The sequence below is a fragment of the Lichenibacterium ramalinae genome, assembly GCF_004137085.1.
Taxonomy (GTDB): domain Bacteria; phylum Pseudomonadota; class Alphaproteobacteria; order Rhizobiales; family Beijerinckiaceae; genus Lichenihabitans; species Lichenihabitans ramalinae.
The window spans coordinates 51342-63402 of the sequence record NZ_QYBC01000012.1 but is presented as its reverse complement, the minus strand read 5'-3'; the positions used below and the strand labels follow the sequence as shown (position 1 = coordinate 63402).

9 protein-coding genes are annotated in these 12061 nt (G+C 74.4%); 3 read left to right on the top strand and 6 right to left on the bottom strand.

Features of this window, described 5'->3' with window-relative positions; all coding sequences use genetic code 11:
• Positions 1-98 precede the first annotated feature (98 nt).
• Positions 99-338, bottom strand: coding sequence for a hypothetical protein (locus D3272_RS14955; RefSeq protein WP_129220007.1), 240 nt, complete (start codon positions 336-338; stop codon positions 99-101).
• A 91-nt stretch (positions 339-429) separates the two neighbouring features.
• The gene (locus D3272_RS14950) at positions 430-1809 is read right to left on the bottom strand and encodes an inorganic phosphate transporter (RefSeq protein WP_129220006.1); all 1380 of its coding nucleotides are present in this window, start codon (positions 1807-1809) and stop codon (positions 430-432) included.
• A gap of 220 nt (positions 1810-2029) precedes the next feature.
• Between D3272_RS14950 and D3272_RS14945 the strand changes: the two genes are divergently transcribed.
• The 3 genes from D3272_RS14945 (at position 2030) to D3272_RS14935 (ending at position 5494) form a co-directional block, all read left to right on the top strand.
• A complete protein-coding gene (locus tag D3272_RS14945) occupies positions 2030-2875 on the top strand; it encodes a metallophosphoesterase (protein WP_129220005.1) in 846 nt (281 codons plus the stop codon).
• A 124-nt stretch (positions 2876-2999) separates the two neighbouring features.
• Positions 3000-4208 carry an SGNH/GDSL hydrolase family protein gene (locus D3272_RS14940; protein WP_129220004.1) on the top strand — a complete coding sequence of 403 codons (1209 nt, stop codon included), beginning with the start codon at positions 3000-3002 and terminating at the stop codon, positions 4206-4208.
• A 131-nt stretch (positions 4209-4339) separates the two neighbouring features.
• Positions 4340-5494, top strand: coding sequence for a M20 aminoacylase family protein (locus D3272_RS14935; RefSeq protein ID WP_129220003.1), 1155 nt, complete (start codon positions 4340-4342; stop codon positions 5492-5494).
• A gap of 19 nt (positions 5495-5513) precedes the next feature.
• On the opposite strand, the gene D3272_RS14930 is transcribed toward D3272_RS14935, so the two are convergent.
• Genes D3272_RS14930 through D3272_RS14915 form a run of 4 tightly spaced genes read right to left on the bottom strand, consistent with a single transcriptional unit; the run spans position 5514 to position 11954 of the window.
• On the bottom strand, positions 5514-6149 hold the full coding sequence (locus tag D3272_RS14930; RefSeq protein WP_129220002.1) for a glutathione S-transferase family protein: 636 nt from the start codon (positions 6147-6149) through the stop codon (positions 5514-5516).
• The gene (gene hpnA, locus D3272_RS14925) at positions 6146-7159 is read right to left on the bottom strand and encodes a hopanoid-associated sugar epimerase (RefSeq protein WP_129220001.1); all 1014 of its coding nucleotides are present in this window, start codon (positions 7157-7159) and stop codon (positions 6146-6148) included. Before hpnA ends, D3272_RS14930 begins: the two co-directional genes overlap by 4 nt.
• Complete coding sequence (locus D3272_RS14920) at positions 7156-10668, bottom strand: YhaN family protein (RefSeq protein ID WP_129220000.1); 3513 nt, start codon at positions 10666-10668, stop codon at positions 7156-7158. Before D3272_RS14920 ends, hpnA begins: the two co-directional genes overlap by 4 nt.
• Positions 10668-11954 (bottom strand): metallophosphoesterase family protein, encoded by a 1287-nt coding sequence (locus D3272_RS14915; RefSeq protein ID WP_129219999.1) that lies wholly within the window; start codon positions 11952-11954, stop codon positions 10668-10670. The genes D3272_RS14920 and D3272_RS14915 overlap by 1 nt, the downstream gene beginning before the upstream one ends.
• Positions 11955-12061: the final 107 nt, after the last annotated feature.

Below are 12061 nucleotides of genomic sequence, written 5' to 3'. Positions count from 1 at the left end.
GGCAGGACGGCCCGCGTCGCCCCGCGCGACTCCGCCTGCGTTCCGTCTCGGAAAGATGGGCTGGGTGGTGGCCGGCGGGCCTGCCCGCCGGCCGCCGGTCACCTGACGTTGGCGTCGAACACCGATCGGCATTTCGGGCTGAGCTGGGCCCGGTTCACCTTCATGCAGGCCTTGATCTTGTCCTCGTCCGGAATGGCATCGCCGCACAGCTTGTTGACGTCGTCGTAGCAGGCTTGTTCGGCCTTCTGCCGCACCGTATCGGTCGAGATGTCGGCCAAAGCCATGCCGGGGGCCAGCAGAGCCAGGGCCGCGATGGCCGACGCTAGGGTGATCCGCATCCGTTCGAACCTGCATTCAGTGGAGCCTGGCGCCTCGCATAGACCGCTTCGCAGCCCGGCGCAAAGGCGGCCGCAGCCCGCGGGCGGAGCCTCACGACAGGAGGTAGAAGATCCCCGCCGAGATCGCCACCGTGGCGGGCAGGGTCAGCACCCAGGCGGCGGCGATCCGCTTCAGCGTCGCGGGCTGGATGCCGGCGCCCGAGCCCACCATCGTGCCGGCGATGCCGCCGGTGACGACATGGGTGGTGGAGACCGGGAAGCCGCTGAACCCGGCGCCGCCGATCAGCCCCGCCGCCACGATCTCGGCGGCGGCGCCCTGGGCCGGGGCGAGATGCTGCTTGCCGAGCCGCTCCCCCAGGGTGGTCACGATCCGCTTGTAGCCGATCATCGTGCCGGCGCCGAGGCAGACCGCGCTGAGGACCCGCACCCACCAGGGCACGTACTGGGCCGTGCCCATCAGGGTCTCGTGGATCTCGTGGGCCCGCGCCTTGTCGGGCGCCGCGATGCCCTTGGCCTCGCCGGCCGTCTTCAGCTCCGCCAGCACGAGGTTCATGTCGTTGCGCAGGGCGGGGCGCTCCGGTTCCGGGAGGGCGGTGCCGGCCGAGGCGCGGCCGAAGCCTGCGCCGATCGCCTGTGCCGCCGTCACGCCGAGCTGCCGGCGGTCGTCGCCGTAGCGGCCGATGAGGTCGGCCGCCGTGGGCATGTCGCCGGCGATCCGGTGCAGTTCGTCGCCCGTCATGGCGGTGTTCAGGGCGTAGCTCGCCGGGAACAGGCCGATGATGGTCAGCATGATGAGGCCGATGCTCTTCTGGCCGTCGTTGGTGCCGTGGGCGAAGGACACGCCCGTGCAGGTGAGGATGAGGATGCCGCGCATCCACCAGATCGGGGGCTTCTCCTCCTTGGGCGGCTCGTAGAGGTGCTGGTCGTGCACCGTCCGCTTCAGCAGCCAGAAGGCCGCCATGGCGAGGCCGAACCCCAGGATCGGCGACACCAGGAGCGACAGGAGGACGCTCCACACCTGGTGCCAGTCGACGCCCTGGCCGAGCGGCCGACCGTTGCGCAGCGAATCCTCGACCCCGATGCCGACCAGCGCGCCGATGAGGGCGTGGGAGGAGGAGTTCGGGATGCCGAACAGCCACGTCGCCACGTTCCAGCCCAGGGCCGAAATGAAGATCGCCGCCAGCATGCCGGCCGCGATGCCGCCGTCGGGCGGCGACAGGGCGTCGGGCGGGATCAGCTCGACGAGGGCATAGGCCACCGCGATGCCGCCGAGCATCACGCCGAGGAAGTTCCACACGCCCGACCACACGACGGCGACCTGGGCCTTCAGCGAATGCGTGTAGATCACGGTCGCGACGGCGTTGGCGGTGTCGTGGAAGCCGTTGGAGAACTCGAAGACCAGGACGAGGACGAGGCAGATGGACAGGAAGACGATCGCGGTCGTCGATCCCGGTTCAATCAAGGCGAGCATGGTGGTCCTTCAATCGTCGGCCGGCGTCCCGCGATTGATGCAGCCTTCCATGACGGTCTCGCGACGGTGCTCCGCCGGTGGTCCGCTTCTGCCGCGGCTTGCGCCGGGTGCCCGTCAGGGGCTAGAGCCAAGCCGGAGCGCAGTCGCCGAGGGTGAAGGCGCCCTCGATGCCGTCCGAGGCCTGCCGCCAGGGCCGTTGCAGCTTCCAGCGCCCAGGGCCATGCGAACCGTCACTTACGCGATCGGCGACATCCACGGACGCCTCGACCTGCTGGACGACCTGCTCGACCTCGTCGAAGCCGATGCGGCCGAGCGCCGCGCCGCCGCCAAGGTCGTGTTCACCGGCGACTACATGGACCGAGGCCCCGCGTCCCGCGGCGTGGTGGCGCGCGTCATGGCGGGTCCGCGGCGCCCGGGCGACAGCTTCGTGCCGCTGCAGGGCAACCACGACGACCTGTTCGCCACGGCGGTGGCGCGCGGCCCGGTCATCCCCGACTGGGCCTGGACCCTGTTCACCCACACGGTGCTGAGCTACGGCGTCACCGTCGAGACCATGGCGGGGCGGGACGGCGAACTGCGCCGCCACGCCGCCTATCTGGCGGCCCTGCCGCTCACCCACGACGACGGCACCCACCTCTTCGTCCATGCCGGCATCCGCCCGGGCGTGCCGCTCGACCGGCAGGACCCCGAGGACCTGATCTGGATCCGCGAACCCTTTCTGACCTTCACGGGCCGGCTGCCCCGCCGTGTCGTGCACGGCCACACGATCATGGGCGACAGGCCGGTCGTCACGCCGAACCGCATCTCCATCGACACCGGCGCCTTCCGCTCGGGCCGGCTCACGGCCGCGGTGCTCGACCCGGAGGCCGGCAGCGAGCCCAGCTTCCTCCAGGCCGTTGGCGAGCCCGACCGCGCCGCCCTGGTGCGCGAAGCGCTGCTCGTGGAAAGCATCGCGGGCCGCCCCGTGTCGCCGGAGCTGCAGGCCGTCTTCGACGACTTCGCCGAGGGCCGCATCGACCTCGACACGATGGAGCGGCGCAGCACCCGGCTCGGCGCGGGCCGCTGACCGGGCACCGTCACCGGGCCCGCGCGCCATCGGTCGCACGCCCGCTGCGGGCGCGTTGGCATTATCGAAACGCGACGGGTCCAGGATGCCGAGATAGGATCCCGCGCCCCACGAGACCTCGCCCGTGCCCGTCCGCCGCCACCGCTCCCGTGCCGTCCTCGCCGCGCTGCTCGCGTCCCTGCTCGCCGGGCCCGGTCCGGCCAGGGCCAATTGGGTGGCGTCCTGGGCGGCGGCGCCCGCCCTCCTGGCTTCGCCGAGCCTGCGCGCCACGACGGTGCGACAGTCCCTCCGCCTGTCGCTCGGCGGCCCCCAGCTGCGGGTGCGGTTCTCCAACGAGACCGGGACCCGCGCCATGACGGTCGGCGGCGCCCACATCGCTCTGCCGGGTGCGGCGCCGGGCTCCGTCGACCCGGCGACCGACCGCGCCCTGACCTTCGGCGGGGCCAGCACCGCCGCCATCCCGCCGGGCGCGCCGCTGCTGTCCGACCCGGTGGACCTGCCCGTGGCGGCCCTGTCCACCGTCGTGATCACGGCCCTCGTCGACGGCGCCGAGGCGAAGCAGGTCGGCCACGACCAGGGCGGGGAAACCGCCTTCCTGCTGCCCGGCGACCACCTCGGCGACGCGACCTTCAAGGGCGCCACCACCGCGACGTCGCGCTACGCGCTGAGCGGCGTCGAGGTCAACGTACCGGGGCAGACCGCCGCAGCGGTCGGGGCGCTCGGCGACTCGACCACGGACGGCGTCGGCTCCACCCCCGACCGGGACCGGCGCTGGACGGACCGGCTCGCCGAACGCCTCGTCGCCCGGACGGGCGCCGCCATCCCGGCCGTGGTCAACCTCGGGCTCGCCGGCAACACCGTGACGGGCGGCACGCCTTTCGACACCTTCGGCGAAGGCGCGCTGGCGCGGCTCGACCGCGACGGGCTGAGCCGGCCCGGCCTGCGCTGGCTGGTGCTGCTCGAAGGCCTGAACGACGTCATGTTCACGGCCTCGCCCGGCACGGTCGCGGCCGACCTCATCGCGGCCGACCGGCAGATCATCGCCCGCGCCCACGAGCGCGGCATCCTCGTCGTCGGCGGCACGCTGACGCCGTTCGGCGGCACCGGCCAGGTCGCCGCGACCCCGGCCCGCGAGGCGGCCCGCCAGGCCGTCAATGCCTGGATCCGGACCGGCGGCGCCTTCGACGCCACCGTCGATTTCGATGCGGCCCTGCGCGACCCCGCCCGCACCACGCAGCTCCGCGCCACCTTCGATTCCGGCGACCACCTCCACCCCAGCGACGCCGGTTACCGCGCCATGGGCGACGCCGTGCCGTTGGACCTGTTCAAGTAGCGGCCCTGCCGCGACGGGTGGCTTCGGCGACGGGCGGACCTGTTCACGGTCTCCGGTCTCCGCTTCCCGCGCGTTGACACCGTGCCGGCCCCGGCGCCATCGTCGCCGCCGCAGTCGCAACGGAGCCCGCCATGTCTGACACGTCGCGGATCGAAGCCCTGGCCGGCGAAGTCGCGGGCTGGCGGCGGGAGATCCACCGCAACCCCGGCACCGGCTTCGACGTCGGCCCGACGGCCGCCCTCGTCGCCGAGAAGCTGCGCGGCTTCGGCTTCGACGAGGTGGTCGAAGGGGTCGGCCGCAGCGGCGTCGTGGGCGTGCTGCGCGGGCGCCGGGACGGCAGCCGGGCCGTCGGCCTGCGCGCCGACATGGATGCCCTGCCGATCCACGAGCAGACGAACCTCGGCCACGCCTCGCGGGTGCCCGGCAAGATGCACGCCTGCGGGCACGACGGCCATACCGCCATGCTGCTCGGCGCCGCCCGGTACCTCGCCGAGACGCGCGACTTCGCCGGCACGGCCGTGTTCGTGTTCCAGCCCGCCGAGGAGATCTCGCAGGGCGCCAACGCCATGATCGCCGACGGGCTCTTCGCGCGCTTCCCGGTCGACGCCATCTACGGGCTGCACAGCCTGCCGGGCCTGCCGGTCGGCCATTTCGCGACGCGGCCGGGGGCCGTCATGGCGTCGGTCGATCGGTTCGAGATCCGGGTCGAGGCGCGCGGCGCCCATGCCGCCATGCCGCACCAGGGGGTCGATGCCGTCTATGTGGCGAGCCAGATCGTGGTGGCGCTGCAGAGCATCGTGTCCCGCAACCTCGATCCGCTGGAACCCGCCGTCGTGACGGTGGGCGCCATCCAGGCCGGCGACGCCTTCAACGTCCTGCCGGATTCGGCCCGCCTGCTCGGCACGGCGCGCTGCCTGTCGCCGGCCGCCCGCGACACGATCGAGGCGCGCCTCGCCGCCGTGGCGGAGGGCGTGGCGCGGCTGAACGGCGCGGAAGCCCGCGTCACCTACGACCGGATCTCGGCGGCGACGGTCAACCACGCGGCCGAGGCGGCCATCGCGGCGCAGGTGGCCGGCAGCGTGGCGGGAGAGGGCAACAGCGAGGCCGCCATGCCGCCGCTGATGATCGGCGAGGACTTCGCGAGCTTCCTGCACGAGCGGCCCGGTGCCTTCGCCTTCATCGGCAACGGCGACACGGCGGGGCTGCACCACCCCGGCTACGACTTCGACGACCGGGCCATCCCGGCCGGGATCCGCTACTGGGTGGGGCTGGTCGAGGCGGCGTGACGCCCCGCGGCCCTGCGGTTCAGCTCTTCGGCACCGCCATGCCGCGCTGCACGCCCGGTCGCGCGCCGACCTTGTCGAGCCAGGCGTGGATCGCCTCCTTGCCGTCGAGCTTGTCGCCCAGGGCTTCCTCGAGGAAGGTCGTGGCCGCCAGCGTCCAGGCGTAGCAGGCGATGTCGGCGATCGAGTAATCCTCGCCGCCGAGGTAGGGGGCGGCGCGCAGCCGTGCCTCCATGACGCCGAGCAGCCGACCGCTCTCGGTGGTGAAACGCTCGATGGCGAGGGGCGCCTTTTCGGGCGAGCGCACCGCGAAGAAGCCGAGTTGGCCCAGCATCGGCCCGAGCCCGCCCATCTGCCAGTGCAGCCATTGCAGCGCGGCATAGCGCTCGGGGCCCGAGGGCGCCAGGAGCTTGCCGGTCTTCTCGGCGAGATAGGTCAGGATGGCGCCGGATTCGAAGATCGACAGCGGCCCGCCGGGCGCCGCGTCGTCGACGATGGCGGGGATCTTGTTGTTGGGGTCGATGGCCAGGAACTCGGGCGAGAACTGCTCGTCCTTGCCGATGTTCACCGGATGGACGGAGTAGGGCAGTCCGAGCTCTTCGAGCGCGATGGAAACCTTGCGGCCGTTCGGCGTGGACCAGGTGTAGAGACGGATCATGCGGCCTTGCCCTTTTCGGTCCCGATGAACCCGGCCGCGCGGAACCAGGCCACGGCGTCGGCGAGGGCCTCGGCATAGGGCCGCGCCGCATAACCGAGGTCCCGCTCCGCCTTCGCCGACGAGAAGAACATCCGGTACTTCGCCATCCTCAACGCATCCACGGTGGCGAAGGGTTCGCGCCCCGTGACGCGGGCCACGAGTTCCGCCGCATAGGCCAGCGGGAAGATGGGCCCGCGCGGCAGTTCGACCGTCGGGGGCTTGCGGCCGACGAGGCCGGCGATGACGCGCAGCATGTCGCCGAGGCCGACGTCCTGCCCGCCCAGGATATAGCGCTCGCCGACGCGGCCCGCCTTCCAGGCCAGAAGGTGGCCCCGCGCCACGTCGTCGACGTGGACGAGGTTCAGACCCGTGTCGATATAGGCCGGCATCTTGCCGTTGGCGGCCTCGACCACGATGCGGCCGGTGGGCGTCGGCTTGACGTCGCGCGGGCCGATGGGGGTCGAGGGCAGCACGATCGTGGCCGGCAGGCCCTCGGCCACCATGGATTCGACCAGCCGCTCCGCCAGCACCTTGCTCTTCTTGTAGGCCCCGATGGTGGTGTCGGGGTGGTTCGGCGCGGTCTCGTCGACCGGCACGCCGTCCTGCCGCAGCTTCAGCGTGGCGACGCTCGACGTGTAGACGATGCGGTCGAGCCGCGCGTCGCGCGCCGCCTCCATGACGGCGCGGGTGCCCTCGAGGTTGGCCCGCACGATCTCGTCGGGGTCGCGGGCCCAGAGGCGGTAATCCGCGGCGACGTGGAACAGGTGGCGGCAGCCCTCGAGTGCCCGCGCCACCGAGGCCCGGTCGCGGATGTCGCCGGTCGCGACCTCGACGTTGAGGTCGGCGATGTTGGTGCGGGGGCTCGTCGGGCGCACCAGCACCCGCACGCGCTCGCCCTCGGCGAGGAGCGCGCGGGCCACGGCGGAACCGACGAAGCCCGAGGCGCCGGTGACCAGGATGGGATCGCTCATGTTGGTTCCCCGGAGGCTGCGGCCTCGTCGAGCCGGTGCACCCGCACATCCGGGCAGACGACGCGGGCGATGTCGATCAGGTGGCGGTGGTGGGTGAGGTAGATGACCTGCCCGACCTCCGCCATGCCGGCGAAGAGCCGGAACGCCTCCTCGGCGCGGAAATCGTCGAAGGTTTCCATGATGTCGTCGGCCACGAAGGGCACGGCGCGGCGCGTCGCGGCGAACTCGTGGTAGCCGGCGGCGCGCAGCGCCAGGTAGAGCTGGAACCGCGTGCCCTTCGAGAGGTCCCCGGCCTGCTTGGTGCCGCCCGCCCGTGCCTTGGCGATGAGCACCTCGCCCTTGTCGGTCGGCTGGGCGGCGAGTCCGGTATAGGCTTGGCGGCTGATGGTGGCGAAGGCCTCCGAGGCCTTGGCGAGCAGGGCGCTCCGATGCCGGTCGCGGTAGGCGGCGAGCGCCAGCTCCGCCGCCGCGATGCCGCCCCTGAGCTTGATGAAGCGCCGCGCCTGGTCCTCGATGTCGAGCAGGACGGCGCGCCGCCGCGCCTCCATGCGGGCCACGGCATCGTCGCCCCCCACGGCATCGAGCGCGGCTTCGGCGCCGACCCGGCTCGCGTGGTGGGTCCTGAGTTCGCCGTCGGCCGCCGCGTAGCGGCCCTCGGCGGCGTCGCGTTCCGCTTCGAGGGCGGCGGCATCGAGCCCGTCGAGCAAGGCTTCCGCCGCCGCGAAGTCTGGGACGCGCAGGGAGGTGCGGATGTCGCGCTCCAGCGCCGCGGCTTCGCCGGCGAGGCGGTCGCGCTCGGCGCACAGCGTCAGCCGCGCGCCGGCCTCGGCCAGGGTATCGACGCCGAAGAAGGCGCGCAGCACGTCGCCCCGGGCGCGGTTCCCCGCCGCGGCGGCCGAAGCCCGTGCATGGCGGGCTTCCGCCTCGGCGAGACGGGCCGCGCAGGCGTTTCGCGCCGCCTGCGCGGCCCGGGCCTCGCGGATGCGCCGCTCCAGGGCGGCGTCGAGCTGCAGGACGGCGGCGGGGTCCCCGGTCGAGGCGGCATCGAGCCCCAGCCGGGCGGCCAGCGACGCCAGCCGGGCGGCGAAGCGGGCCTCGTCGGCCTCCATGGCGGCGATGCGGTGGCCGAGGTCGGCCCGGGTGCGGAGGTCGGGCGCGAGGGCGGCCAGCACTTCCAGCACCTCGCCGACGGCGGCGGGCGTCGGTTCGGTGCCGGTTTCGCCGAGCCAGCCGGCGCGGCAGGCCGCGGCCCATCGCTCCTCCCACGCGGTCTCGGCAGCCTCGGCGCGGGCTCCGGCGGCGGCGCGCTCGGCCAGGCGGCGCTCGGCCCCGGCGAACTCGGTCGCCAGCGCGCCGCGCGCCGCGGCGGCCGCGCCGGCGGCCCGGGCCGCGCCGGCGAGCCCGTCGAGCGCTCCGGCCGGATCATGCGCGACGTCGGCCTCGGCCAGCGCGCCGGCCAGCCGGTCGCGCCAGTCCTGCACATCGCGTTCGGCCGCCCGGCAGGCTTCAAGGGCCGTCCGGGCCTCCTCCCGCGCCCGCAGCGCCGGGCCGGTGCGGGCCAGCCAGGCGACGAGCCCCGCCGGCGTCGGCGGGCCGGCCAAGGGCGGGTCGAGGCGTCCCGCGGCGGCCGCCACCGCGTCGTCCACCGCCGCCCGGCGACGGCGGGCCGCGGCGGCCCGGTCGCCGGCGCCACGCAGCCGCGTCTCGAGTTCGGCGAGCCTCACGCTGGCTTCGCGCAGCCGCGCCACCTCGGCGGCCTGGCCGAAGCGCGCCGCCGCGACGGCGTCGTCGCGCCGCAGCGCGTCCTCGAAGTCCTCGGCGGAAGCGGCGTCGAGCCGGCCGCGATGGGCCGCCCAGGCCCGGTCACGCGCCGCGCGCAGCGTCAGGACCTCCGCATCCGCGATGGGGCCGGCGACGCGCCCGAGCGCGTCCACCTGCGCCCGCAACGCGTCCCGGTCGAGTGCGAGGTCCCCGGCTTCGCCGTCCCGGCGCTGCGCCTCGGCTTCGGCCTCGGCGGCTTCGCTCGCCCAAGCTTCGGCGTCGCGGGCCGCCGGAAGGGGGAGGCCGGCGAGGGCCTCGGCCCCGCCGCGCCAGGGCGCCAGCGCCCGCAGCGCTTCGGCCAGGCGCTCCTCGGCCGCCGCCCGGACGCGATCCGCCGAGCGCAGCGTGCCGGCCGGATCGGCCTGCCGGGCGGCTTCCAGCGTGCCGGCGAGCCGGGCGAGGGCGGCGGCGGGCGCCGCCGCCGCGCCGCCCGCCGCCGCCAGGGCATCCCGGGCCGCCGAAAGGTCGCCCGTCGCCGTGTCCAGCTCCAGCCGGGCGGCCTCGCGGCGTGCCGCCACGCCCGAACGCTCGGCGATCAGCTCCCGCAACGTGCCGACCAGCGCGGCGGGCAGCGCCACGGCGTCCGGGTCGGTCCCCGGCGGCCGCCCGAGGCGGGCGAGATGCGCCGCGACGGCACCTTCAGCCTCGGCGAGGCTGGGGCGGCGGCGCGGCAGATCCTTGGCGGCGGTGAGCGCGGCGGCGCGGAGGCCGGCCAGGGCGTCGTGGGCGTCGCCGCACCCGAGCGCGGCCTCGTCCACCGCGATGGCATCGCGCTCCAGCCCCAGCGCCTCGATCTCGCGGCGGACGGCCTGAAGCTCCGTGCCGAGCCTCACCTCGTCCCGTTCGAGACCGGGCAGTTCCGCGCTCCAGCCTGCGGGCGGCTCCGGCATGGCGCGGAGCGGGCCGAGGGCGTCGTGGAGGCTGCGCGACCGGGCAAGGAGCGGCAGGCCGCCGAGCAGGCGCGCGATCTCGTCCCGGCGGACGCCGGCGTCGCCGCGCGCCTTCAGCGCCGCATCATGGGCCGCCGCCGCCCGGTCGCGCTCGTCGACGAGGCGCTTGTGGCCCGCGGCCTGCGTGTCGGTCGCGTCCCGCTCGGCCTTGAGGGCGTCGAGCTCGGCCTTGAGTTCGTTGAGCCGCGTCTTGTGGGCGCCCGGCCGGAAGAACCGGTCCGCCTCCTCGCGCATCGCCTCCAGCGCCTGGCTGAGGCCGGCCGCGCCCGCGCTGCCCGAGAAGAGGATGCGCCCGAGGTCGCCCCGGCTCGCCAGGATCTCCTCGCCGCCCTGTTCGAGCGATTCGTCGTCGAGCGAGAACATGCCGCGATAGCCGTCCCGGCCGATGCCCCCGAGTTCGGCCGCCAGCAGCCCCTCGTCGAGCGGCCGGTCGTCGGCGTCGAGCAGCGTCGCCTGGGCGCGGCGGATGCGCACGAGCTCGCGGTCGCCGCCCGCCAGCTCCAGCAGCGCGCCGATCCGCAGGGTGGGGTAGGGGTGCAGGAAGGCGTAGTTCGGCTCCTTGGTGGCTCGGATGCCGTAGAGGAGGTCGAGGAAGGCCGAGAAGGCCGTCGACTTGCCGGCCTCGTTGGGGCCGTAGACGATGTGGAGGTCGGGCCCGCCCACCGGTCTGGCGCCGAAGTGCAGCGTCCGGCCGGTGAACTTGCCGTAGCGGACGAGGTCGAGCCGGGCGAGGCGCATCAGGCCGGGCCGGCGTCGGCGGGATCGCGCAGCCGCGCCATCACGTCCTCGGCGCCCTCGGCGAAGAGCCGCGCCAGCGCGGCCTCGCCCGCCGCCGCGTCGGTGCCCAGCACAGCGTCGCGGCATTCGCGCGGCAGCTTGCGGGTGAGTTCCTCGAGGACCGGTCCCATGCCGATGCGGAAGGCCTCCGAGCCGAGCACGGCCGTGCCGACGAGTTCGGCGAGTTCCGCCACGGCGTCGCCGGCGGCGGGCGCGGCATCGGGCGACGAGACCGCCACCTCCACGCTCTCGATCCAGGTGCCGGGCAGCCCGCCCGCCACGAAGGCGGCTTCGGCCCGAACCCGGTCGGGGTCGCGCCGGATCTGCCAGGCGAAGGGCGTCGCCCCGGCGATCTCCAGGCGTGCCACGAGGTGGGGCGACACGGCGCCATCGCGCGCCGCGCCGAGCGCCCGCGTGATCCTGTCGAGCACGGCCCGCCAGTCCTCGACGCCGCCGAGGTCCACCGGCACCCGCTCGAACTGGGCGACGCTAGTGACGCGCGCCTCGACCAGCAGCGTGCGGTCGTCCCGCACCGTCACCAGCGTGACGGACTTCGGCCCGGCCTCGTTGATGTCCCGGCCCTGCGGGATGCCCGGCATGACCACCGTGGCGGCGCGCGGCGACCCGGGCGGCGGCGCGTGGCGGGAATGGATGTGGCCCAGCGCCCAGTAGGAGAAGCCCGAGGCCTGCAGCTCCGCCGTGCTGCAGGGGGCGTAGCGAGCATGTGCCCCATGGCTTTCGAGGCTGGTGTGCATCAGGCCGATGTTGACGGCGCCCTCGACCGGCGCCTTGTAGCGCGGCAGGAAGCTGTCGGGAGCGTGGGGCTGGGCGAAGCTCAGCCCGTGCACGCGGATGTCGAGGCCCCCGGCGACGCCGTCGACCGCCACGGCCTCGGCCCAGCCGCCGAACAGCTTCACGCTGTCGGGCAGCACCAGCTCGCGGGTGATCTTCGACAGGGCGTCGTGGTTGCCGCGGATCACGAAGGCGCGGATCCCGGCCTCGTCGAGGCGCCGCAGCTGTTCGGCGAGGAAGCGCGCCGTCTTCATCGAGGTCTGCTCGCCGTCGTAGAGGTCGCCGCCCAGCATGAGGGCGTCGACGCGCTCGTCGAGGCAAAGGTCGACGACGGCCACGAAGGCCTGGCGTGTCGCCGTGCCGATCAGCTCCGCCAGGGCGGGGTCGCGCAGCGCCAGGGACTTCAGCGGGCTGTCGAGGTGGATGTCGGCGGCGTGGACGAAGCGATAGGCCATGCGGTGGCATATGTTCCCGGTCTGTGCCGTCCCTTACCCCAGGCCGGCCCATGACGCCACCGGAGACGCCACCTGAGACGCCGCGCGGGACGCCACGGGAGTCGCCC